The sequence below is a fragment of the Rhodococcus sp. GQ147 genome, assembly GCF_059759155.1.
The window spans coordinates 82,188-105,036 of sequence record NZ_JCAXDU010000010.1 but is presented as its reverse complement, the minus strand read 5'-3'; the positions used below and the strand labels follow the sequence as shown (position 1 = coordinate 105,036).

25 protein-coding genes and 1 tRNA gene are annotated in these 22,849 nt (G+C 68.1%); 9 read left to right on the top strand and 17 right to left on the bottom strand.

Going from position 1 to position 22,849, the window contains the following annotated elements; genetic code table 11:
- Positions 1 to 30: 30 nt before the first annotated feature.
- Positions 31 to 195 carry a hypothetical protein gene (locus tag AC6CID_RS13460; protein WP_019288222.1) on the top strand — a complete coding sequence of 55 codons (165 nt, stop codon included), beginning with the start codon at positions 31 to 33 and terminating at the stop codon, positions 193 to 195.
- 87 nt (positions 196 to 282) lie between these two features.
- Positions 283 to 1,317 (top strand): NADPH-dependent curcumin/dihydrocurcumin reductase, encoded by a 1,035-nt coding sequence (gene curA / locus AC6CID_RS13455; RefSeq protein ID WP_039584267.1) that lies wholly within the window; start codon positions 283 to 285, stop codon positions 1,315 to 1,317.
- 34 nt (positions 1,318 to 1,351) lie between these two features.
- Here the strand turns inward: curA and AC6CID_RS13450 are convergent, their stop codons facing one another.
- From AC6CID_RS13450 to pcaB, 5 genes are all read right to left on the bottom strand, one after another.
- Complete coding sequence (locus AC6CID_RS13450) at positions 1,352 to 1,786, bottom strand: DoxX family protein (RefSeq protein WP_174556246.1); 435 nt, start codon at positions 1,784 to 1,786, stop codon at positions 1,352 to 1,354.
- A 66-nt stretch (positions 1,787 to 1,852) separates the two neighbouring features.
- Positions 1,853 to 3,064, bottom strand: a complete 1,212-nt coding sequence (locus tag AC6CID_RS13445; protein WP_006553185.1) for an acetyl-CoA C-acetyltransferase — start codon at positions 3,062 to 3,064, stop codon at positions 1,853 to 1,855.
- Between the two features lie 22 nt (positions 3,065 to 3,086).
- A complete protein-coding gene (locus AC6CID_RS13440; RefSeq protein WP_006553186.1) occupies positions 3,087 to 3,908 on the bottom strand; it encodes an IclR family transcriptional regulator in 822 nt (273 codons plus the stop codon).
- Positions 3,905 to 5,077 (bottom strand): bifunctional 3-oxoadipate enol-lactonase/4-carboxymuconolactone decarboxylase PcaDC, encoded by a 1,173-nt coding sequence (gene pcaDC, locus AC6CID_RS13435; RefSeq protein WP_033097462.1) that lies wholly within the window; start codon positions 5,075 to 5,077, stop codon positions 3,905 to 3,907. Before pcaDC ends, AC6CID_RS13440 begins: the two co-directional genes overlap by 4 nt.
- Positions 5,074 to 6,423 (bottom strand): 3-carboxy-cis,cis-muconate cycloisomerase, encoded by a 1,350-nt coding sequence (gene pcaB, locus AC6CID_RS13430; RefSeq protein ID WP_498354062.1) that lies wholly within the window; start codon positions 6,421 to 6,423, stop codon positions 5,074 to 5,076. Before pcaB ends, pcaDC begins: the two co-directional genes overlap by 4 nt.
- A 154-nt stretch (positions 6,424 to 6,577) precedes the next feature.
- Between pcaB and AC6CID_RS13425 the strand changes: the two genes are divergently transcribed.
- The gene (locus tag AC6CID_RS13425; RefSeq protein ID WP_006553189.1) at positions 6,578 to 7,324 is read left to right on the top strand and encodes a CoA transferase subunit A; all 747 of its coding nucleotides are present in this window, start codon (positions 6,578 to 6,580) and stop codon (positions 7,322 to 7,324) included.
- A complete protein-coding gene (locus AC6CID_RS13420) occupies positions 7,321 to 7,968 on the top strand; it encodes a CoA transferase subunit B (RefSeq protein ID WP_019288227.1) in 648 nt (215 codons plus the stop codon). The genes AC6CID_RS13425 and AC6CID_RS13420 overlap by 4 nt, the downstream gene beginning before the upstream one ends.
- A 55-nt stretch (positions 7,969 to 8,023) precedes the next feature.
- On the opposite strand, the gene AC6CID_RS13415 is transcribed toward AC6CID_RS13420, so the two are convergent.
- The 9 genes from AC6CID_RS13415 to AC6CID_RS13375 form a co-directional block, all read right to left on the bottom strand.
- Positions 8,024 to 9,154 (bottom strand): AI-2E family transporter, encoded by a 1,131-nt coding sequence (locus AC6CID_RS13415; protein WP_019288228.1) that lies wholly within the window; start codon positions 9,152 to 9,154, stop codon positions 8,024 to 8,026.
- 130 nt (positions 9,155 to 9,284) lie between these two features.
- A tRNA-Met gene (locus AC6CID_RS13410) sits at positions 9,285 to 9,361 on the bottom strand.
- Between the two features lie 148 nt (positions 9,362 to 9,509).
- Positions 9,510 to 10,340 carry an SDR family NAD(P)-dependent oxidoreductase gene (locus AC6CID_RS13405; RefSeq protein ID WP_039584231.1) on the bottom strand — a complete coding sequence of 277 codons (831 nt, stop codon included), beginning with the start codon at positions 10,338 to 10,340 and terminating at the stop codon, positions 9,510 to 9,512.
- Positions 10,340 to 10,822 carry a nuclear transport factor 2 family protein gene (locus AC6CID_RS13400; protein WP_039584229.1) on the bottom strand — a complete coding sequence of 161 codons (483 nt, stop codon included), beginning with the start codon at positions 10,820 to 10,822 and terminating at the stop codon, positions 10,340 to 10,342. Before AC6CID_RS13400 ends, AC6CID_RS13405 begins: the two co-directional genes overlap by 1 nt.
- A gap of 101 nt (positions 10,823 to 10,923) precedes the next feature.
- Entirely contained in the window at positions 10,924 to 11,544 is a 621-nt protein-coding gene (locus AC6CID_RS13395) for an LON peptidase substrate-binding domain-containing protein (RefSeq protein WP_039584228.1), read from the bottom strand.
- Positions 11,544 to 12,017 carry a DUF309 domain-containing protein gene (locus AC6CID_RS13390; protein WP_006553195.1) on the bottom strand — a complete coding sequence of 158 codons (474 nt, stop codon included), beginning with the start codon at positions 12,015 to 12,017 and terminating at the stop codon, positions 11,544 to 11,546. Before AC6CID_RS13390 ends, AC6CID_RS13395 begins: the two co-directional genes overlap by 1 nt.
- Before the next feature lie 37 nt (positions 12,018 to 12,054).
- Positions 12,055 to 12,798, bottom strand: coding sequence for an ESX secretion-associated protein EspG (locus AC6CID_RS13385; RefSeq protein WP_039584226.1), 744 nt, complete (start codon positions 12,796 to 12,798; stop codon positions 12,055 to 12,057).
- A gap of 5 nt (positions 12,799 to 12,803) precedes the next feature.
- A complete protein-coding gene (locus AC6CID_RS13380; RefSeq protein WP_072740450.1) occupies positions 12,804 to 14,087 on the bottom strand; it encodes a PPE domain-containing protein in 1,284 nt (427 codons plus the stop codon).
- 103 nt (positions 14,088 to 14,190) lie between these two features.
- The gene (locus tag AC6CID_RS13375) at positions 14,191 to 14,793 is read right to left on the bottom strand and encodes a TetR/AcrR family transcriptional regulator (protein WP_039584224.1); all 603 of its coding nucleotides are present in this window, start codon (positions 14,791 to 14,793) and stop codon (positions 14,191 to 14,193) included.
- A gap of 292 nt (positions 14,794 to 15,085) precedes the next feature.
- Here AC6CID_RS13375 and AC6CID_RS13370 point away from each other — a divergent pair, with 292 nt between their 5' ends.
- The 3 genes from AC6CID_RS13370 (at position 15,086) to AC6CID_RS13360 (ending at position 16,971) form a co-directional block, all read left to right on the top strand.
- A complete protein-coding gene (locus tag AC6CID_RS13370) occupies positions 15,086 to 15,847 on the top strand; it encodes an SDR family NAD(P)-dependent oxidoreductase (RefSeq protein WP_024102324.1) in 762 nt (253 codons plus the stop codon).
- A gap of 32 nt (positions 15,848 to 15,879) precedes the next feature.
- Positions 15,880 to 16,638: a 3-oxoacyl-ACP reductase FabG gene (gene fabG / locus AC6CID_RS13365; RefSeq protein ID WP_006554714.1), complete on the top strand. Its 759-nt coding sequence runs from the start codon at positions 15,880 to 15,882 to the stop codon at positions 16,636 to 16,638.
- A 120-nt stretch (positions 16,639 to 16,758) separates the two neighbouring features.
- The gene (locus AC6CID_RS13360) at positions 16,759 to 16,971 is read left to right on the top strand and encodes a DUF4287 domain-containing protein (RefSeq protein ID WP_006554713.1); all 213 of its coding nucleotides are present in this window, start codon (positions 16,759 to 16,761) and stop codon (positions 16,969 to 16,971) included.
- Positions 16,972 to 16,984: 13 nt separating this feature from the next.
- On the opposite strand, the gene AC6CID_RS13355 is transcribed toward AC6CID_RS13360, so the two are convergent.
- Together AC6CID_RS13355 and AC6CID_RS13350 are read right to left on the bottom strand one after the other, a co-directional pair.
- A complete protein-coding gene (locus AC6CID_RS13355; protein ID WP_039584222.1) occupies positions 16,985 to 18,088 on the bottom strand; it encodes a CaiB/BaiF CoA transferase family protein in 1,104 nt (367 codons plus the stop codon).
- Positions 18,085 to 19,272 (bottom strand): acyl-CoA dehydrogenase family protein, encoded by a 1,188-nt coding sequence (locus tag AC6CID_RS13350; protein WP_019288237.1) that lies wholly within the window; start codon positions 19,270 to 19,272, stop codon positions 18,085 to 18,087. The genes AC6CID_RS13355 and AC6CID_RS13350 overlap by 4 nt, the downstream gene beginning before the upstream one ends.
- Before the next feature lie 145 nt (positions 19,273 to 19,417).
- Here AC6CID_RS13350 and AC6CID_RS13345 point away from each other — a divergent pair, with 145 nt between their 5' ends.
- Entirely contained in the window at positions 19,418 to 20,425 is a 1,008-nt protein-coding gene (locus AC6CID_RS13345; RefSeq protein ID WP_024102320.1) for a LacI family DNA-binding transcriptional regulator, read from the top strand.
- A gap of 6 nt (positions 20,426 to 20,431) precedes the next feature.
- Here the strand turns inward: AC6CID_RS13345 and AC6CID_RS13340 are convergent, their stop codons facing one another.
- Positions 20,432 to 21,757 (bottom strand): serine/threonine-protein kinase, encoded by a 1,326-nt coding sequence (locus AC6CID_RS13340; protein WP_039584217.1) that lies wholly within the window; start codon positions 21,755 to 21,757, stop codon positions 20,432 to 20,434.
- A 158-nt stretch (positions 21,758 to 21,915) separates the two neighbouring features.
- On the opposite strand from AC6CID_RS13340, the gene AC6CID_RS13335 reads away from it, so the two are divergent.
- Positions 21,916 to 22,782 carry an SGNH/GDSL hydrolase family protein gene (locus AC6CID_RS13335; protein ID WP_039584216.1) on the top strand — a complete coding sequence of 289 codons (867 nt, stop codon included), beginning with the start codon at positions 21,916 to 21,918 and terminating at the stop codon, positions 22,780 to 22,782.
- The last annotated feature ends 67 nt before the right edge of the window (positions 22,783 to 22,849 follow it).

Here is a 22,849-nt window from a genome sequence, read left to right as displayed (position 1 = left end):
CCTCTCCCCGCCTTCCGAGAGGAGATCGACATGGCGATCCGCTCCACGTCACAGATGGGTGCTTCGCGCACCGCTTCGTCCACTCGCCGTCCTGTCCGGGTCGAGCAGGACGGACCGTCCTTCACCGAGGTCATCCACTCGCAGCTGTTCTCGAACTACCAGGTGCCTCGCGGCGAGGTGCAGCGCAGCGCCTGATCGGGACCACCTCAGGCGCGGCATCGTGCCTGCCGGGGTGCCCCCGCGCGGCGTTTAGGACACCAGCGCATGCGGCACACTGTCGGCATGAGTGAAGCCACGACGAGTCAGAGCACCCGCATCGTTCTCGCATCGCGCCCGGAGGGGGCGCCCACCGCCGACAACTTCCGTCTCGAGACAGTGGATCTGCCTGAGGTCGGCGACGGCCAGATCCTCCTGCGCGTCGTCTACCTGTCCCTCGACCCGTACATGCGCGGTCGGATGAGCACAGCGAAGTCGTATGCCGCGCACGTCGAACTCGGGGACGTGATGGTCGCCGGAACGGTGGGCCAGGTCGTCGAATCGCGGTACGACGGCCTCGAGCCGGGCGACTACGTGCTGGCCGGAGCCGGCTGGCAGTCGCACGCCGTCCTCGACGGCTCCACCGTTCGTAAGCTCGATCCGCAGGCCGCACCGATCTCCACCGCTGTGGGAGTCCTCGGAATGCCCGGCTTCACAGCCTATTCCGGGCTCCTGAAGATCGGGCAGCCGAAGAAGGGTGAGACCGTCGTCGTCGCTGCCGCCACCGGGCCCGTGGGATCGGCGGTGGGGCAGATCGCGAAGCTGAAGGGCGCCCGCGCGGTCGGTATCGCCGGCGGCCCGGAGAAGTGCCGCGCACTGATCGACGAGTTCGGTTTCGACGCGGCGTTCGACCACCGCGACCCGAACTTCGCCGACAAGCTGGCGGAGGCGGTGCCCGACGGTATCGACGTGTACTTCGAGAACGTCGGCGGCCCCGTCCAGGAAGCGGTGTGGCCGCTGCTCAACACCTATGCGCGAATCCCGGTGTGCGGTCTGGTCGCGCAGTACAACGGTGCTGACCTCAACCGCAAGGACCGTCTTCCGGGACTGTTCAACTCGATCCTCACCAAGAGCCTCACGATCCGCGGCTTCATCCAGAGCGAGTTCGTGAAGGAGATGTACGGCGACTTCCTGCGTGAAGCCTCGGCATGGGTCCGCGACGGAAAGCTCCAGTATCGCGAGGACATCGTCGACGGACTCGAGAACGCCCCGGAGGCGTTCATCGGCATGCTCGAAGGAAAGAACTTCGGGAAGATGCTCGTGCGGGTCGCGCCGGAGTAACGGGCACCAGGTCCGCCCTCCGGCGCCGGCCGCGTCAGCGTCGGGGGGTTCCGGTGGACCACAGGGCCCACAGGACGAGCACGGGCTGGAAGAACAAGCGGATCAGGCGCTTACGGTCGGTGTCGAGACCGAAGGCGCTGCGCTTGCCGAGATACTGGGCGATGTTGCCCGGGAAGACGGCGGCGAAGAACAGTGCGGCCAGGCGGCCGACACGGACGCGGTCGCGGTTCGCCACGGCGAGTCCGGCGCCGAGCATGATCTCGACACCGCCGGACGCCATGACCACGCCGTCCTTGTCCATCGGCACCCAGTCGGGCACCTGGGCCTGGAAGTCCTTGCGGGCCCAGAAGAGATGGCTCAGTCCGGCGAAGACGAGTGAGGCGGCCAGCAGATAACGCGCGAGGGTCCGGGCTCGTGTCGTGGGCGGAGCAGGGGCTTCGGTCGGGGGAGTTATCTGAACTTCGCTCATGATCACGAGCGTACGGACTGTACGGTGCTCGCGACGGGGATCGCGTCGCGAGCACCGTAGGTCACGTCAGGCGATGCGTTCGAATACAGCGGCGAGCCCCTGGCCGCCGCCGATGCACATCGTCTCGAGTCCGTAGCGACCCTCACGACGATCGAGTTCGCGCAGCAGGGTGGCGAGGATGCGTCCGCCGGTCGCGCCCACCGGATGTCCGAGGGAGATGCCGGAGCCGTTGGGATTCAGGCGCGAGTCGTCGGCCTCGATGCCCCACGAGCGGGTGACGGCCAGGGCCTGTGCGGCGAACGCCTCGTTGAGTTCGATGACGTCCATGTCGGCGAGCGTCAGTCCGAGGCGGCCGAGCGCCTTCTCGCTGGCGGGCACCGGGCCGATGCCCATGGTGCGCGGCGGCACACCGGCCACCGCCCAGCTTGCGAGGCGGGCCAGCGGACGCAGACCCAGCGCGGCGGCCTTCTCTGTGGTGGTGACGATCGCGAGGGCGGCACCGTCGTTCTGGCCGCTGGCGTTGCCGGCGGTGACGGTGGACTCGGGGTCGATCTTGCCGCGGATCGGGCGCAGCTTGGCGAGGGTCTCCATCGAGGTGTCGGCGCGGGGGTGCTCGTCGGTGTCGACGACGAGCGGATCGCCCTTGCGCTGCGGCACGCTCACGGACACGATCTCCTGCGCGAACACACCGTTCTTCTGCGCGGCGACGGCCCGCTGGTGCGACTGCACGGCCAGGGCGTCCTGGTCCTCACGGCTGATGGAGAACTCGGCGCGCAGGTTCTCGGCGGTCTCGATCATGCCGCCGGGCACGGGGAAGTCGCGTCCGCCGGCGGTGACGCGGGCACGGGCCAGGCGATCGGACAGAGCGACGGCTTCGCCCTTGACGCCCCAGCGCATGCCGGTGGCGTAGAACTCGGCCTGGCTCATCGATTCGGCGCCGCCGGCGAGGATCAGGTCGCTCGCGCCGGTCTGCACCTGCATGACGGCCTGCACGATCGCCTGCAGACCCGAGCCGCAGCGACGGTCGACCTGCAGGCCCGGAACGTTCACCCCGAGGCCGGCGTTGAGGGCGGCGACGCGGCCGAGGGCGGGGGCCTCACCGTTGGGGGAGGCCTGGCCGAGGAAGACGTCGTCGATGTCGGAACCGGTGATACCGGTGCGGGCGACGAGTTCGCGGATGACGGTGGCCGCGAGATCCTCGGGGGCGATGTCCTTCAGGACGCCGCCGAACCTACCTACCGGGGTGCGCAGGGGTTCGCAGATCACTACGTCGGTCATGATGTACCTCGATCGGGGTTGTTCACTGGTGGGTCTGGGTGCGGGCGAGATCGGTGGAGATCGCTCCGGCGGTGGCGAGCAACGCCGGGACGAGCTCGTCGTGCACGGTCTCCATCCGGTAGCGGGCCGCGTGGGTCGACAGGTTCACCGACGCCACAACGGTTCCCGACGCATCGCGGATGGGCGCGGCGAGCGAGCGCAGGCCCTCCTCGAGTTCCTGGTCGACGATGCAGTATCCGTTGCGTCGTACCGTGGCGATCTCGGCGCGCAATTCCTCGGCGGTGGTGACGGTGTTGCCGGTGATGGGAGCGAATTCGGCGCGCGCGAGGTAGGCGTCGAGTTCGTCGTCGTTCAAACCGGCGAGCAGTACCCGTCCCATGGAGGTCGCGTAGGCGGGGAAACGGGTGCCGAGGGTGATGGTGACGGTCATGATGCGGCTGACGGGAACTCGTGCGACGTAGACGACGTCGGTGCCGTCGAGCACCGACACCGAGGTCGATTCCTTGACTTTCTCGGCGAGCGCCTCGAGATGGGGTCGCGCGACCTCCGGCAGCGTCAGTGCCGACAGGTAGCTGTAGCCGAGTTCGAGCACCCGTGGGGTGAGCCAGAACTGGGATCCGTCGGTGCGGACGTAACCGAGTTCGATGAGAGTCAACAGGAATCGGCGCGCAGTAGCGCGGGTGAGTCCGGTCGCGCGGGCGACGTCGGAGAGCGACTGCCGCTGGGCGTGCGCACCGAAGGCCTTGATGACCGACAGGCCACGTGCCAGCGACTGTACGTAATCGGGCGACGCCCCGGGGTTCTCGCGAACGACCTCGGGGGCGGTGACGTCGGGAGTGCTCACGAGCCCGCACCTCCCTCGGTGTCGGCGAGTGCCTGCTTGCCGAGCGCGAATGCCCGGTTGCTGTTGGGGACACCCGCGTAGACTGCGGTGTGCAGAAAGACCTCGACGAGGTCGTCGGGATCGATCCCGGCGCGCAGGGCTGCACGGATGTGCATGTCGAGTTCGTGCTCGTTGCCGACCGCGGTGAGGATCGCGAGGGTCAACAGCCGGCGGGTGCGGTGGTCCAGACCCGGACGCGCCCAGATGTCTCCCCACGCGGTGCGGGTGATGAAATCCTGGAAGGGCCGGGTGAATTCGGTGGCCGACTCGATGGACCGGTCGACGTGTGCGTCACCGAGGACGGATCGGCGCACCCGCAGACCCTCCTCGAACGCCGCGGTGCGGTGTGCGGCGGACGGCGTGACGCGCGACGAGATGTGCTCGCGGATCAGCTTCGTGACCCGTCCTGCCTGCTCCACGTTGGCGAGGTGTGCGCCGGGGGAGAGGACGTGGAAGGTGGAGTCGGCGATTCCGTCGGCCAGTTGCTGCATCGTCGATGGCGGGGTGGCGGGGTCCTGCTCACCGGCGATCACCAGGGTGGGCGCGACGATCCGGGCGAGGTCGGGACGGCCGTCCCAGGTCGCCAGTGCCTCGCAACACGCGGCGTAGCCCTCGTCGGTGGTGCCCTTCACCATCTCGACGTGGCGGGCGACGAGCTCCGGATCGTGTTCGGCCAGTTCGGGAGTGAACCACCGCGAGACGATCGAATCGGCGATCGAGGCCAGGCCGTCGTTGCGGACCGATGCCGCCCGGTCGTACCAGGGCTGGGCGGGCTGGAAGGCCGGCGAGGTGCACAGCAGCGTCAGCGTGCGCACGCGCTCGGGGTGATGCGCCGCGAGCCACTGCCCGACGGCACCGCCGAGCGACAGGCCGACGTAGTGCACGGCGCCGAGTTCGAGCGAGTCGAGCAGGGCGACGACGTCACCGGCGAGTTCCTCGATCGTGTAGGGACCGGACGGCGCCGGCGATGCGCCGTGCCCGCGATGGTCGGCCGCGACGACGTTCCAGTCGGTCGCCAGGGCGTGGATCTGCGGTCCCCACATCGACAGGTCCGAACCCAGCGAACCGAGGAACAGGACGGTCGGCTTCGTGGGGTCGCCGTACTGTTCGTAGTTGAGCGTGACGGTCATCGGGCATCTCCTGTGGTTCGGTTCGTGCTGTCGTGACGGGCGAGAACGCGATCGACGATGTCTGCGGCATGGCCGAGATAGCGCGTGGGATCGAGAAGTTCGCGCACGTCCTGCGGGTCGAGGTGTGCGGTGATGGCGGGATCCTCGTCGAGCGACCTACCGGCGACCGCCGCATCGGTGACGATCGAGCGGGCGTCGTCGGTGTGTTCGGCGAGTGCGGCCGTGACCTTCTCGGCGAGGATCGCCCCTCCGGTGAGCGCGAGATTGCGGTCGAGCGCGTCGGTGTGGACGTGCAGACCGTTCAGGCTCGTCGAGAGTTGGTGCGCGGCACCGCCGGTGAGGCGCAGGATGTCGGCGAGGGTCTCCCATTCGGCGTGCCAGGCGCCGGCGGCCCGCTGGAACTCGTGGTCGGTCGACGACAGGATCGTCGAGACGAGACCGGGAACGCGCCGGGCAGCGGCGCGCGCGGTGATCGCCGCGACGGGATTGCGCTTGTGCGGCATGGCCGACGAACCGCCGGGCGCATCCTCGCTCACCTCACCGAACTCGGTGCTCGCCATGAGTACGACGTCGGTGGCGGGTTTCGCGACCGCGCCCGCGGCGACACCGAGTGTGCCCGCGAGGGTCGTGACGGGGGTGCGGGCGGTGTGCCACGGCGCGACGGGACGCGCGAGCCCGAGCAGGTCGGCGACCGCGTCGGCGAACGCGAAACCGTCGGGATGGACGGCGGCGAGCGTGCCGGCGGCTCCGCCGTACTGGGCGGGTAGGGCGGACAACATGCGGTCGAGTGCGCCGGCGGCGTCGTCGAGGGACAGGAGCCAGCCGGCGGCGAGCGCGCCGAAGGTGGTCGGCAGTGCCTGCTGGCCGAGCGTGCGCGCGACCATCGGTGTCTCGCGATGGGTGGCAGCGAGGCGGGCTGCGCCGTCGGCTGCGGAGCGCAGGTTCGCCAGGGCGATCCCTCCTGCGCGGCGGGCGAGCAGCATCAGCGCGGTGTCGAGCACGTCCTGGCTGGTCGCGCCGACGTGCACGGCGCGCGCAGGGGCGTCGGCGCGCTCGCGTAGCAGGGAGACCAGGGGGATGACGGCGTTGCCCCCCGCCGCGGACCGTCGACCGAGGTCGGCGGGATCGAGTTCTTCGGCGAGCGAGGCCGCGGCTGTCGCGACGGCGTCGGCGTGGGTGTTCTTGACACGGCCGAGTGAGGCGGCCGCGCGGGTCAGCGCGACCTCCACGTCGAGCAGGGCACCGATCCACGCGCGATCCGACAGGGCGACGCCGAGTTCGTCCGCGCCGAAGACGGGATCGAACAGCGGACCCCGATATCCGGGGTCGGGGGATGGGGGGGACACGGACCTCCGATCCGAAACGTTCGCTATGTGGACGGATGGACGCTATGCGAACAGGCTAGTGCGGCCGTTCTGCGTGCGCAACGATCCTACGCGGATTTGTTCGCATTGCGGACGGGAGTTCACATGACGTACACCTGAGGGTATCGTGGCACACATGGACAAAGTCGTTGCCTCCGCCGCCGAGGCCGTAGCCGACATCCCCGACGGCGTCACGATCGCTGTCGGAGGGTTCGGTCTGGTCGGCATCCCCGAGATCCTCATCAACGCGTTGCTCGATCAAGGCGCCACCGACCTCGAGACCGTCAGCAACAACTGCGGTACCGACGGCTTCGGGCTCGGCCTGCTGCTCGAGAAGGGCCGCATCCGCCGCACCATCTCGTCGTACGTCGGCTCCAACAAGGAGTTCGCGCGCCAGTACCTCGCCGGTGAACTCGAAGTCGAACTCACTCCGCAGGGCACGCTCGCCGAGCGCCTGCGCGCCGGTGGTGCGGGCATCCCCGCCTTCTTCACCCCGGCAGGTGTCGGCACGGCCGTCGAGGAAGGCGGACTCCCGCTGCGCTACGACGGTCACGGCGGCATCGCCCTCGCGTCGCAGCCGAAAGAGACCCGGGAGTTCGACGGCGAAACCTACGTGCTCGAACGCGGCATCGTCGCCGATTACGCGCTCGTGCACGCCTGGAAGGGCGACCGCCACGGCAACCTCGTCTACCGAGCAAGCGCCCGCAACTTCAACCCGCCGGCCGCCGCCTCGGGTCGCATCACGATCGCGCAGGTCGAGCACCTCGTCGAACCCGGCGAACTCGACCCCAACGAAATCCACACGCCCGGCATCCACGTGCAGCGTGTCGTACACGTCGGCCCCGTCGAGGTCGGCATCGAGAACCGGACGGTGCGCTCATGACACAGGCAACGAAGAAGGGGCTGACCCGCGAGGAAATGGCGGCACGCGTCGCCAAGGAACTCGAGGACGGCCAATACGTCAACCTCGGAATCGGCATGCCCACCCTCGTGCCGAACTACCTCGAATCCGGCGTCGAGGTCATCCTGCACTCGGAGAACGGTGTGCTCGGCGTCGGCCCGTACCCGACCGAGGACGAACTCGACCCCGAGCTCATCAACGCCGGCAAGGAGACGATCACCGCGATCCCCGGCGCGTCGTACTTCGACTCGGCGCAGTCGTTCGGCATGATCCGCGGTGGCCAGATCGACGTCGCCGTCCTCGGCGCGATGCAGGTCTCCGCCAAGGGCGACATCGCCAACTGGATGGTGCCCGGTGCGATGGTCAAGGGCATGGGCGGTGCGATGGACCTCGTCCACGGCGCCAAGCGCGTCATCGTGATGATGGATCACGTCACCAAGAAGGGCGACCCGAAGATCCTCGAGGAGTGCGTCCTGCCGCTCACCGGTCGTGGATGCGTGCAGCGCATCATCACCGACCTCGCGGTCATCGACGTCACCGACGAGGGACTGAAGCTCGTCGAGACGGCACCCGGCGTGACCACCGAGGACGTCGTCGCTGCGACGGCGGCGAAGCTGATCGTCTGATCGGACGACGACGGGGCCGGGCGCGAGAAGATCTCACGCCCGGCCCTCTCGTCTCTCAGTCGTAGTCGTCGTTGTCTGCCGTGAGCTCCGGGGCGTCGGGTTCCGGTTCCTCTCCACCCACCTCCGGGATCAGTTCGTAGCGGTGCCCGAACGACTCGGCCAGCGCCTGCAGGATCGCCACCACCGGCACGGACACCAGAGCCCCCACCGGGCCGAACAGGGTGGCGCCGACGATCACCGAACCGAACGCCACCGCCGGGTGGATCGACACCGTGCGGGCCGTGATGCGCGGGTGCAGCACATAGTTCTCGATCTGCTGGTAGACCGTGCCGAAGGCAATCACCCACACGCCGTCGAGCGGTTGCTGCACCGCGGCGATGAGCGCGGGGAGCCCGATCGCGAGATAGGTGCCGAGGGTGGGGATGAACTGCGAGACCACCCCGGTCCAGATCGCGAGGGGCAGCCAGTACGGAACCCCGATGATGAGGAAGAAGATTCCGGTGAAGATCGACGCCGCGGCGGCGAGGATCAACCGGGAGACGACATAGCCGCCGGCCTTCTCCACCGAGGTCTCCCACACGTTCGCGATCAGCTGCTGCTGCCGGGCCGGGAACCAGCTCGCGATCGTCCGGCGCATCTTCGGCCCCTCGGCCGACATGTAGAAGACGAACAGCAGCATCGTCAGGATCTGGAACAGGGCACCGACCAGAGTGCTGAGGACGCCGAGGACACCGGGCGTGAACCGTTGCGCTAGATCGCGAACCGTATCGGGCGTGATCTTGAACAGTTCGTCCCCGGTCTTGAAGTTGGTGTCGAAGGTGCGGTTCGCCCAATCGGTGATGCGTGTGAGCGCATCCGGAAGTGTGGTGAGCAACTGGGCGATCTGGTCGAACAGGAGCGTGCCGAACACCGCGAAGAACCCGATGGTGAGTGCGATCAGGGAGAACAGCACGAGGCCGGTGCCGGCACCGCGACGCATCCCGAACCGTTCGAGGCGGTCGACGATCGGTTCGATGGTGATGCTGAACAACCACGCCAGGAACAGCAGGCCGAGGAAACCCTTCAGATTGTGGAAGAGCCAGCCCGACATCTGATAGAAGGCGACGGCCAGCAGAACACCGACGATCGTGGGCCGGAGCCAGCGGGGAGTTCGTGGTCGATCGGCGACGGTTGCGCGCTTGGCCATCACACCCTCCCGCTCTGCAGAGACTCTGCCGCGAAATCTACTCGGTGAGCGCGGCCGGGGGAGCCGTACCGAGGCCGAGGAGCATTCACAAAAGAACCGGCCCGGACTCGTGTGAGTCCGGGCCGGTCGGTGGTAGCGGGGACAGGATTCGAACCTGCGACCTCTGGGTTATGAGCCCAGCGAGCTACCGAGCTGCTCCACCCCGCGTTGCATGTCCAACCATACACGACTTCCGAGGGTGCTCCGACCACCCCTCGTCCGGGCCGCCGAATCGAGGGGGAGGTTGTGTGCGACTTCCGCGGTTCCGACGCACACAACCTCCCCTGGCTTCGCCTCCCGACAGCCGCGGTCGTCGTCAGAACAACGGCCCGCCCCCGAAGATGTCCCGGTGTGAATCGGGTTGGTTGCCTTCGGCGTCCACGATGCCGTAGTCGAGTGCGGTTTCGGCGGTGATGAGGGTGCGACCGCTGCGCGCGTTCACCTCGGGGTCGGCCGCGAGCGCGACGATCACCCGTCCGATGAACTCCGGTGTCTCGGCGTTGGCCAGCGAGAAGCCCTCGAAGTTGTCGATGCCGCGGGCGAGCATGGCCTCGTTCTTCACCAGCCCCGGCCACAGCGACAGGGTGGTCACCCCGGTGCCGCGGAGTTCGACGGCCATATCGGCGGCCATCTTGTCCAGGCCCGCCTTCGACATGCCGTACAGCACCGAATGCAGGTAGCCGCGGGTGCCGAACGACGAGATGTTGACGATCATCCCGCTGTTGCGCGGCACCATCAGCTGCGCGGCTTCGACGGAGGCGACGTAGTGCGCGCGGAGACCCACGCCGATCAAGCTGTCCCAGTCGCTGATCGGGCGCTTCCAGAACGGTTCCGAGAATCCCGCGAATCCCGGCGGTGACGCCCACACGTTGTTGACGAGCAGGTCGAGCCGGGAATCCTGCTCGTCGGCGATCCGGCGGAAGAGTTCGTGGATCTGCGCGTCGTCGCGGTGGTCGCACTGCACGGCGATGCCGTGCCCCCCGCATTCGGTGACCTCCGCCGCGGTGCGGTCGAGTGGTCCGTCGACACCGACCCGGCCGCGGGCGGTGACATAGACGGTCCAGCCGTCGGAGCCGAGCGCGCACGCGATGCCCTTGCCGACGCTGCGACTCGCGCCGGTGACCAGCGCGACCTTTGTTTCTGTCATCACTGCACCACTTCCACGTCGTCGATGAGAGCCCGCTGGATCGACCACAGCACCTTCACGTGGCAGCGGGAGATCTTCCATTCGCCGTTCTCGACCACGTAGTCGTCGTCGTAGTCGAGCGCGGTGACCCGTTCGGTGCGCGCACGCAGATCCACCTGCCGAAATCGCAGCGTCCAGGCGCCGGTCGCGGTGTCGGACCCGGTCAGGTGGATGCTCGGATGCATGCCGTGATGCATGTCGAGCACGACGTAGCGGTCGTCGACCCGTTCCAGAGCGATCCGGGAGTAGATGTCGACCAGGGCGTCGGCATCGTCGAAGCTGCCCAGCGCCGGTCCGTAGTAGATGTCGGCGCCGTGCGCGACGAAGCACCTGCGCATCGCCTCCGGGTCCTTGGCGTCGCACGCCCGGAAGTAGCGATGCTTGAGCATCCGGATCTCTTCGAGGGCTTCGAGTCGGGCCAACCGTTGTTCGACGGTGTCCATCGGGTGCCTTCCGGTCGGGGACGAACGGTGTCCCGGACCCTAGCCCGCTACCGCGAGACCGGCGGTGAGATGTTCCCACTCACCGGGTGGGCGCACGCGTCTCAGCCCTTCAGCTTCCATTCCGCGAGATCGACTGCGGTAGAGATCGCTTCGAGCAGCACGGCCATACGTTCGGCCGGACCCGGTGCGGCGAGAACCGCGTACCGGTCCGCTTCGCCCATCGGTACGTACCGGGCGAGCGCGAACAGTCGCGCCCCGGGATCCTCCGGTAGTTCGGTGGTGGCGGGAGGCAACGGAGCACGGCCACCCGTGAGGCGGTCGAGCGCCCCGTACAACCGGCCCATCGGTCCGGTGATCGCGGCGAAATCCACCGGCCCCGAATCGGTGTCGGGCCAGGGCTCCACCTCGGCGATGGGGTAGGGATCGTCGGGCAACCATCGGGTGACGCGAATGCGTTCCTCCGCAATGCATTCGAGTTCGCGGCGGCCTGCACCGACCTCGGCGTCGACCATGATCCGCGCGACGGTGCCGACGTCGTGTCGCTGCTCGCCTCCGCCCACTTCGTGTCCCCGGGCGATGAGGACGACTCCGAAGCGGGGGCCGTCCGGCGATGCCGTGCAGTCCTGGACGAGTTGCTGGTATCTCGGCTCGAAGATGCGCAACGGCAGGTCGGACCCGGGAAGCAGTGCGGTGCCGAGCGGGAACATGGGCAGTGTCGGCATCAGGGCATCCTCAGGCGCGGGGTCGGGGGAGCGGGGATCGGTTCGTCGCGAGCGATCTCGGTGAGCAGATGATCGGCCCAACTCGCCAGGCCGTCGATGTCGAGCCGGTACGGCGGTTCGTCCTCGTAGTGCCGCACCCGTGCCTGTCCCTGCTTCAACAGTGACTCCGCGCCGGTGGGGTTGCCCCGGAGCAGGTGGGTCAGCCCCACGGCGAGCTGGGCGAGGCCCTGCCACAGGGGACGTTCCTCGGGTGGCGCCTTCTTCCACATCGCCTCGAAGACCTCGTGGGCATGGAACGGAAAACCGTGGTCGAGGAGACGCTGACCTTCGGCGATGGTCTCCTCGACATCCAGATCGAGGTCTTCGGGAACACGTTCGACGCCTTCTTCGCCCGGCGGCAACGGACGCCCCAGGGCGTCGCGCGGACGCGCGTTCTGCGGCCTGCCGTCGGGTGTGCGGTCCCGGTCCGTCATGTCGCCAGCCTAGACGAACGGCCGCTTCGGGAAGGGATCACTGGCGTCGCAGAACGCCGCTCCGACCCTCGTGCGAGGGCCTGCGCATCCGGGACAGTTGCGCCGACAGTTCCCGGACGAAAGCGTCGACGGTGCCCGGTGCGACGCGGAGGTCGGGACCGGGGACGAAGAGATACCGGCCGTCGCCCACGACGTCGAACCAGCCGATGTCGGCGACGGGCGTGTACCCCGGATTCGAGTACCGCAGGACGCGGATACTGCCGGTGGCCGTGCGCTCGCGACGCAGCAACCGGCGCAACGACTCTGCGTGCGTACCACCCGCAGGGCGCCGGACCGCGCCGAACTCGGAGGGCTCGAGCACGTCGCGGCTCGAGGCGGTGCGTGCGTGTTCGCGGCCCGCTGCCACGACCGGAAGGTGCCCGAGGATCGCACCCGCGAGGTCGGTGGTCGTGGTGATGCGGATGTCGCCTGCGGCAGGCGCCTGACGGGCGAGGACGGCCTGCTCGCCGGTCGCGGCGGCACGGACGAAGACCTCGTAGGCCGGGTCGGTGGAGCGGCCGTAGACCTCCACCGCGACCTCCCCGATCAGCAGGATCCGCATCGCGTCGTCGAGGGCAGGGTCGGGTGTCTCGTGCAGCCACGTGCGGGCGGCCTGGAGGTTCGCGGCGTGCTCGTCCTCCCATATCGCTGAGGTGCGATAACGCAGTGGGAAGGGGAACTCGTCGCCGCCCGCGGCGGTCCACGCCGCCAGGAATCGGTCGGGTGTGAGATGCCGGTCCATAGCGTTCAGGCCCCCAGAACCGGCGGGGCGGTGTCGGGCAGCGACCCGATCAGTTCGTTCCCGTTCTCACCGGTGACGAGATAACCGGCCGCGCGTTTGTCCTGCTCGTCGCCGCGGGACGAGGCCGGCGGGATCATTCCCGGCATCATGCCGAACGGACGGGCGCCGGCACCCCGCGCTGCGGCGGCACCGGGCCCACCGGCGACACCACCGGCGGGCGCAGCTCCGGCGACGAGCGGAGCGGGACCCGCCGCGGGCGATGCGCCCGCAGAGCCGACCCCCCCGGCGCCCGGTAGGCCACCGCCGACACCTCCGCCCGACCCGGAGGGTGGCGAACCGTACGACTGACCGGTCGGGCTCGCGGAGTTGCCGCCCGCGGCCGGGGAGGTGGATGCAGGAGTGGTCGCTGCGGACTCGTTCGAACCCACGCCACCTGCCGAATCGGTACCTTCCGCCCGGCCGTCCGTGCCTTCACCGGACGACGGTGCGTCCGTACGGTTCTCCGCTTCCGTGGCGGGCTGCCCACCCGGACGTTCTCCGTCCCCGCCCGGGATTCCCGTCGGGTCGCCGGCGGTCCGGGCGCCGCCGACACCTGGTGTGCTGTAACCCTGGGGAACGAATGCTTCCGTGGCGCGACTCGTCGTGGCGGCATACGGGGAGGGCAGGACCGGAACCGCCGTGCCGGAATCGCGGTAGTACGGCTTGTAGAGGGCTTCCATCACCCGCACGGCCTGGGCGCGAACGGCTTCCTCCTGGCGGGCGGCAGCAGCACCTGCGACGGGATCGAGCGCGTACAGCACCGACGACGTAATCACCGTGGGTGGAGGCACGGACGCTCGCACCCGTTCGCCGACGTCGGCGGCAATACGGAGTTTCTCGGACGTCGCGCGTGCGGCATCGGACAACTGTTGTGCGGATTCGCCGAATCGCACCGTCGCGCCCATCGCGGCGTCGGCCGCCGGACCCTCCCAGTGTTGGCCGATGAGCTTGCGGATCATCAGCGTTCCCCACGCGACGGTGAGGCTGAAACCCTTTCCGAGTTCGGCCCATTCGGTGGCCAGGGTGGTCATCGCGACGGGATTGATGCTCTGGGCGAGCCGGTGGATGTCGGCATGCTCCATGCCGTGGAAGTTCTCGAATGCTGCGATGTATTCGGGATCGACTCCCGCGTCGATACGCGCGGCCAGCGCGTCGTAATTGGACTGCCGGCGGGCGACAGAGTCGGGGGCTGGGGCGTCGACCCCGAGCGACACCAGTAGTCGGTCGACGACGTTGTCATTCGTGGACATGGACGACAGCTCCCCCTCGATGCTCTCGCGTCTCGAGGAGTCGACGGCGGCGCGATATCCCCCTGCCCACGTAGATCCCCCCGATCCGATGGTGGCGACGATGCTAACGCACGGCACCGACCAGACGCAGGGCAAGATCGGCATACAGGTCGCTGATCGTCGCGGCGTCGTCGTAGCGGCCCGAGGGATACCAACGGCACACGTCGACGCAGAGCGACATCAGGGCGAGAGTGACACCTTCGGCATCCGGGAGGGTGAACTCGCCCGAGACGTGGCCGTCGTCCACGACACCCCGCACGACCTGCGTGGTCTGCCGTCGTAGTCCGACGATCGTGCGGTAGTGCTCGCGGTCGAGCGCGGCCAGCTCGTACTGGATGACCCGGCTCCATCGGTGGTTCTCCGCCTGCCAGGCGGCGAAGCGGCCGATGACGGAGGCGAGCCGAACGGACGGCTCGGCATCGGGGCGGTCAGCGTTCTCGACGACCTGCAGGGCGAGGGCGTGTCCCTCGTAGGCGATGGCGAAGAGTAGCTCCTCCTTGGACGCGTAGTGCGGATACATCGCGGCGGGACTCATGCCGAGTCGCGCCGCGATCCGGCGCGTCGTGGTGCCGCCGTAGCCGTGCTCCGCGAACTCGTCTATCGCGGCCGTGCGGATGCGAGCCGCGGCCTTGGATCCGCCGACGACGTCGTCCCATGCATCACTCACGAGAGCGCTTCCGTTCTGTCCGGTTGGTGTTGACAAGCCCGCTACGGCATCGCACGATAAGCGAGCGCTTAGAAATAAGCCAGTGCTTATCGACTTGGTAACGGTGGGTGCGACGCGGGGTCCTCTCCGCGCTGCAACGCCCGCGGCAACATAGGATCCGCCGAAGAGAAGAATAGGAACTGGCTCTGAAAGGCAGTGCTGTCCAATCAAATTGGATACAGGCTGTTTGGTGGATGAGAAGGCGGTCGGCTATACAGTTCCTGTAGGCCCCGTCACAGCGAGGAGATGACGTATGTCCGTGCTCGACCGCTTCCGTCTCGACGGCCGCGTTGCCATCGTCACCGGTGCCTCTTCGGGCCTCGGTGTCGCATTCACCCGAGGGCTGGCCGAGGCAGGGGCCGACGTCGTGCTCGCCGCACGCCGCCTCGACCGTCTCGAGGAGACCGCCGCGCTGGTCCGGGAGGCCGGACGGCAGGCCGTCACGGTCGAGACCGACATCGCCGATCCCGAACAGGCGCAGCGCATGGTCGATCATGCGGTCGAGCAACTCGGCCGGGTGGACATCCTCATCAACAATGCCGGTATCGGCACCGCCGTGCCCGCCACCAAGGAGACCCCCGAGCAGTTCCGGCAGGTCATCGACATCAACCTGAACGGATCCTATTGGGCGGCACAGGCCGTCGGCCGTGTGATGCAGCCCGGTAGCTCGATCGTCAACATCTCGTCGGTTCTCGGTCTCACCACGGCAGGCCTGCCGCAGGCCGCGTACTCGGCCAGCAAGGCGGGCGTCATCGGCCTCACGCGCGACCTCGCGCAGCAGTGGGGAGCACGCAAGGGAATCCGCGTCAACGCCATCGCACCCGGCTTCTTCCGGACGGAGATGACGGACGAATACCAGCCCGGATACCTCGACTCGATGAAGCAGCGAATCATCCTCGGCCGGACCGGCGATTCCGAGGAGATCGCGGCCACCGCAGTCTGGCTGGCATCCGACGCCGCCGCCTACGTCACCGGTCAGACCATCGCCGTGGACGGCGGACTCACCATCACCTGACGGCACCACCCATCCCCCAACGGAGGAACGCTATGAGCACACAGCCCCGCACTGCCATCGTCACCGGAGCCGCACGCGGCATCGGCGCAGCCGTAGCGAAGCGGCTCGCCGGCGACGGCTACCGGGTCGCCGTCCTCGACCTCGACGAATCCGCCTGCAAGGACACCGTTTCGGCTATCGAGTCCGCCGGTGGCAAGGCACTCGCCGTGGGCGCCGACGTCTCCGACGAGAAGTCCGTCGCCGCTGCCGTCGAGAAGGTCGCCACCGAACTCGGCGAACCCACCGTCCTGATCAACAACGCCGGCATCACGCGCGACAACCTGCTGTTCAAGATGACGGTCGAGGACTGGGACGCCGTCATGAACGTGCACCTGCGTGGCGCCTTCCTCATGACGCGTGCCGTCCAGAGCTACATGGTCGACGCCAAGTTCGGTCGCATCGTCAACCTCTCGAGCACCTCGGCCCTCGGCAACCGCGGCCAGGTCAACTACTCCGCTGCCAAGGCCGGCATGCAGGGCTTCACGAAGACCCTCGCGATCGAGCTGGGCAAGTTCGGTGTCACCGCCAACGCCATCGCGCCGGGCTTCATCGCCACCGAGATGACCGCCGCGACCGCCGAGCGTCTCGGCCTGTCGTTCGACGACTTCAAGTCGAACATCGCGGCCGACATCCCGGTCGGCCGTATCGGCGAGGTCGACGACATCGCCCACACCGCATCGTTCCTCGCGTCCGAGGGCGCGGGCTTCGTGTCCGGTCAGGTCATCTACGTGGCCGGTGGCCCGAAGGCCTGATCCCCTTCCATACATCCGTGCCGCCGCGTTCCATCCGGGACTGCGGCGCCGCGGTCTTTTCTGTTGCGGATCGAACGGAACGGCCCGACCGTGTCGGTCGCCTCGGTTAACCTCTCCGGCATGAGCGAGAAGGTCAAGGGGCCCCAGTCGTACTTTCCGTCGATCGAGCAGAAGTACGGACGCCCGATCGAGGAGTGGAAGAACATGATCCGCGCCTCGGATCTCGCCGAGCACATGGAGCTCGTGAACTGGCTGAAGCAGGAACACGGGATGGGCCACGGGCACGCGAATGCTCTCGTCGCCCACACTCTGAAGGAACAGAAGTCCGAGTGACGAGAGCGTCCGACTACGCCAGCCGCGGGGGTGCGGTGCGGTAGGTCGCAGGGGTGGCGCTGAGCCGGATCGGGTTGGCGATCTGACGAAGCGGAGCGTCCCGGTCGGGATCGTCGATCGACACCACCGGCGACAGACCGAGTCGTTCGGCGAGCGCGACCGCGTCGGCGATGTCGTTGAGCGGTCCGCATGGCACCCGGGCTGCGGTCAGAGCGTCGAACCACGCGTCGGCGGTGTCCGTCGACAGCAATTCGTCGAGGATCTTCGTCAGCTCCTCCCGGTTCGCGACGCGGGCGGTGTTCGTGGTGAACCGCTCGTCGGTGGCGAGTTCGGGTGCGCCGAGAACCGCGACCAGGGAAGCGAATTGACGGTCGTTGCCCACGGCGAGGACGAACGGCCGGTCTGCCGTGTGGAACACCTCGTAGGGCGCGATGCTCGGATGGCGATTGCCCATCGCCTTCGGCACCACTCCTGCCGCGACGTAGCCGGACGATTGGTTCGCCAGCGCCGACAACAGGGACGACAGCAGGTTCACCTCGACACGCTGGCCCTCGCCGGTGCGGTCGCGGTGCCGTAGCGCGGCGAGAATGCCGAGCGCAGCGTGCATTCCGGTGATGATGTCGACCACGGCGACACCGACCTTGGTGGGTGTCGCATGGTCGGGCCCGGTGATGCTCATCAGACCGCCGACGGCTTGGATGAGCAGGTCGTAACCGGGCAGGTCGTTGTGCCCGCCGAAGCCGGTGATCGAGGTGTAGACGATGCCGGGGTCGAGTTCCCGGACCTGCTCGTATCCGAGCCCGAGCCGAGTCATCGTGCCGGGCAGGAAGTTCTCGACGACGACATCGGCGCGGGCGACGAGATCGCGTGCCTGCTCGAGTCCTTCGTCGGTGGTCAGGTCGATGGCCACCGATTTCTTGTTGCGGTTGACGCCGAGGAAATAGGTCGACTCGTCGCCGGCCCAGGGTGGTCCCCAGTGCCGGGTGTCGTCCCCGAAGCCGGGTCGTTCGATCTTGACGACCTCTGCCCCGAGGTCGGCGAGCAGCATGGTGGCGTAGGGGCCGGCGAGCACGCGACCGAAGTCGGCGATCACCAGCCCTTCCAACGCTCCGCTCACCGGAAGGCTGCCTCACCGGTCAGAGCCTTGCCGATGGTCAGCTGATGGACCTCGGAGGTGCCCTCGTAGGTCAGCACCGATTCGAGGTTGTTGGCGTGACGAATGACGGGGTACTCGAGCGTGATTCCGTTGGCGCCGAGGATGGTCCGGCACTCGCGGGCGATGGCGATGGCCTCACGCACGTTGTTGAGCTTGCCGAGGCTGACCTGCTCCGGGGCGATCTCGCCGCGGTCCTTGATGCGACCGAGGTGGTAGGCGAGCAGGTGGCCCTTGCCGACCTCGAGCGCCATGTCGGCGATCTTGGCCTGGGTGAGCTGGTAGCCGGCGAGCGGCTTGTCGAACACTTCGCGGGACTGCGAGTACTCGACGGCGGTCTCGAGGCAGTCGCGGGCGGCACCGATGGCACCGAAGACGATGCCGAAGCGGGCCTCGCCGAGGGAGGTCAGCGGTCCGCGCAGACCCTCGGCCTTCGGCATCATCGCCGAGGAGGGCAGACGCACGCCGTCGAGGATGAGCTCCGATGTGACCGAGGCGCGCAGCGACATCTTGGAGTGGATCTCCGGTGCGGAGAAACCGGGGGTGTCGGTGGGGACGACGAAGCCGCGGATGCCCTTGGCGCCTTCTTCGAGGTCGGTCTGCGCCCAGACGACGGCGACGTCGGCGATCGAGCCGTTGGTGATCCACATCTTGGTGCCGTTGAGGATCCAGTCGTCGCCGTCGCGCTTTGCGTTGGTGCGCATCCCGGCGGGGTTGGAACCGAAGTCGGGCTCGGTCAGGCCGAAGCAACCGATGGCCTCACCGGCGGCCATGCGGGGGAGCCATTCCTGCTTCTGCTCCTCGCTGCCCCAGTGGTGGATGGAGAACATCGCCAGCGAGCCCTGCACGGACACGAGGCTGCGGATGCCGGAGTCGACGGCCTCGAGTTCGAGGCAGGCCAGGCCGTAGGCGGTGGCGCTCATGCCGGCGCAGCCGTAGCCGTCGAGGTGCATGCCGAGCACACCGAGCTGTCCGAGTTCCTTGGCGAGCTCGCGTGCCGGGAGCTTGGCTTCCTCGAACCACTGGGCCACGTGCGGGCGGATGCGCTCGTTGCCGAACTTGCGGACGGTGTCGCGGATGTCGATCTCCTCCTGCTCGAGCAGGGAGTCGAGGGCGAACAGCTGGGTGAGCGACTGAGCGTTGGACATGGCTTTCTCCGGTGGTCGAGGAAACGTTTGTCAGAACGATTGTGAGAACGTTTGCGCGATCGATTGCATGGCCTACGCTAAAGACACGTTCCGGGCACGTCAACCCCGGAACACGAACTCGATGCCGTACGAGCAGGAGAGCCGAATGCCCCGTCCCGACCGCGCCCCGACGCTCAAGGAGATCGCCGAGCGCGCCGGTGTCCACGTCTCGACGGCATCCCGTGTGCTGCGCCAGCCCGAACCGGTCGACGGCTGGTCGGACTCGGCACTACGGGTGCGGGAGGTCGCGGCCGAACTGGGATATCGCCCCAACCTGTGGGCGGCGAGCTTGCGGACCCGCAAGACCACGACCCTCGGTGTCGTCATGCCCCGACTCACCGACGGCGTGGTCGCCACGACCTACCAGGGCATCGAGGAAGCCGCCACGAAAGCGGGCTACTCGGTACTGCTGTCGAGCCCACCCGACGACCTCGAGGCACAACGTCGCGCCATCGCGCTGCTCGTGGGCCGGCAGGTCGACGGTCTGCTGCTGAGCAGCATGCACCTCCCGGGTGGTCCGTTCGTCGAGTCGCTGGTACTCGGATCGCTGCCCATCCTCGCGGTCACCCGGCACGCCGATGCGGGGTTGCCGTTCGTGGTGGGCGACGACTACCGGGGTGGAGCACTGGCCGCCCGGCACCTTCTCGACCGCGGCTACGACGACCTGGCGATCATCGCCGGCCCCGACCACGCCAGCACCGCCCGCGACCGCCGCGACGGCTTCGTCGACACTCTGAAGGAAGCGTCGGCGCCACTGCCGCCCGAGCGGATCATGCGGTCGAGCTTCGACGTCGCCGGGGGTGTGGAGGCCGCGCGTGCGCTGCTGGACCGCCCCGACCGTCCCCGCGCGATCTTCGCGGTCAGCGACACCATCGCCATCGGCATCCTCGGTGTCGCCCGCGACCTCGGTCTGTCCATCCCGGACGATCTCGCCGTGGTCGGCTACAACGACATCCCCGTCGTGGCGCAGCTGCCGGTTCCGCTCACCACCGTGCGATCGCCCGCGCACGATATCGGGGTGACGGCCATCGAGCGGCTCCTCGAACTCGTGCGAAATGGAGAAACGGAATCGACGCGACTTCCCGTCGAACTCGTGGTGCGCGCCTCGAGCTGAGCGATCTCACCCGTTACCGCGGCCACTGTTCCCGTTGCCGGTGTTCCCGTTCCCATTGCCGTTGTTGCCGTTGCGGTTCCCGTTGTTCCCCTGCGAGTTTCCGTTACCGTTGTTGTTGCCGGGTCCGCTGTTTCCGCGGGACTCGGGTTCGGACCTCGTGGGCCCGGCATCCGCAGGCGGTGCGACGGGAGCGGTCTCCGGAGCGGGCACGACGGGCGGAACCACGGCGGTCTCGTCCGCTGTGCGCGCCGGGGCGACCGTGGATTCGGGGGTCGCAGGAAGCTCGGTGGTTGCCGGTACCCGCTCGGGCGTCGATGCGGACATGCCCGGCGTCCGCGTCTCCGGTGTGGCCGCCGGCGGGGAATCGCCCCGCCCGAATCCGAGTGCGAGACCGCCCACGGCGAGCGCCCCGACCAGCGTCAGACCCGCTGCGACGAGAACTCCACGGGAACGGTCCGTGCCTGCAGTGGTCGTCGGTCCGCCGATCTCACTCGCCGGAAGGAAGGCTGTCGCAGCGCGGTTTCCGTCGGAATTCTGCAATGCCGCGAGCATCTCGTGCGCACTGCGGAACCGGCCGGAAGGCTCTCGTGCCATGGCCCGTTCGATCACTGCGACGAACCCCGGATGGGCGTCCGGGCGGAGATCGGCGAGTGGCTGCGGCCGGTCGTGCGTGATGGCCCGTGCCAGCGCGAGGATGTTGTCCTCGGCGAACGGCCTCCGCCCGCACAGGGACTCGTAGCCGACGATCCCGACCGCGTACAGATCGTCCGTCACGGACGCGGGGTGTCCGGTGATGCGGTCCGGGCTCAGATAGGCGACGGTCCCCACGAGTTCACCGGTGCGGGTGAGGTCGTCGCCGACGCTCTTCGCGATACCGAAGTCGGCGACCTTGATCTCGCCGTTCTCCGCGACAAGCACGTTCGCCGGTTTGATGTCCCGGTGGAGTATCCCCGCACCGTGCGCCGCGACGAGTGCCTCGAGAATTCCGGTGAGCACCGTGCGCACCCGATCGTCGGGTAGGGGTCCGCGGGCGATGTCGTCGGCGAGGGTCCGCCCGGGAAGCCGTTCCATAACGATGTAGGGACGTCCGTCGTGTTCACCCGTGTCGTACACGGCGACGATGCGAGGGTGGTTCAGGGCCGCGGCGGCCCGGGCCTCGACTTCGAAACGACGTCGTACGTCCGGTCTGCTGCCCACCTCCCGTCCGAGCAGTTTGACGGCGACGGGCCGGTGGAGGCGGGTGTCCCAACCGTCGTGGATCTCGCCGCTGCCGCCCACGCCGAGCAGACCGCTCAGCTCGTAGCGGCCGTCGAGAACTTTGTGGACGGTCACAGGTCGACGGTAGCCGTTCGAAGGGGGGAGTAAACAAAATGCGCTGGTGGGAGGACGGGCATCCGGGCTTCATCCGTTATCTTCACCCGGTGCTCGTAACGCGTTTGTAATTCGTGCCGATCTCATGCCCGGGAGAACCACGCTGCCGGAGGGTCTGGATGAAGACGATTGTGCGAGCCGGGATCGTCGCCGGCATGGCAGCTGCATCGATGGTGTGGCCGGTGTCCGCGATGAGCGACCCGGGTAGCGAGCAGGGCATCCGATACGTCGCGCTCGGTGACTCGCGTGCCGCCGGACCCTACCTCGACGCAGCGGCGATGCTCAGCGGATGTGCCCGCGCGGATGCGGGATATCCGAACCTCGTCGCGGGTTCGCTTCAGACCGTCAGCTTCGTCAACGTCGCGTGTTCGGGTGCACGCACCGAGCACATCACGTCCGTCCCGCAGCAGACATCGACCGGATCGGTCCCGCCGCAGATCGATTCGCTCCCTCCGGACACGAATCTCGTCACGCTGAGCATCGGCGGCAACGATGTCGGCTGGGCGGGGCTCGTCTCGGCCTGTTACACCGAGCTTCCGGGCGGCGATGCGCACTGCCGCACCGATTCGGGCACCACGTCGCGCATGGATGCCGCCCTGAGTGCACTCGGACCGAAGCTCACCGCGACACTCACCGCCGTCCAGCAACGCGCACCACGCGCACGGGTTTTGCTGGTCGGGCACGGCGGTGTTTTCGGCAACCGGGGTTGCTGGCCCAACATCCCCACCAGCGATGCCGACGCCTCCTTCGTGACGAACTTCTTCGTGCGGATGAACCGAGTACTCGCCCGCTCCGCCGGCGAGGCCGGTGCCGAGTTCGTCGACGTCATGGCCGGATCCGAAGGACACGACGCGTGTGCGCCCTCCGAGCAGCGCTTCTACGAGGGACGGCAGTCGCTGTCGCTGGCGAAGGCACTGCACCCCACCGCTGCGGGGATGCGGCACATGGCGCAGCGGGTGACGAACGTCTGGTACCAGCGAGGCTAGGAACCGACGACCAGCGACGTTTCGTTCGCGACACTCGCCGGACACGACAGCGAAAAAGTGGAATGCT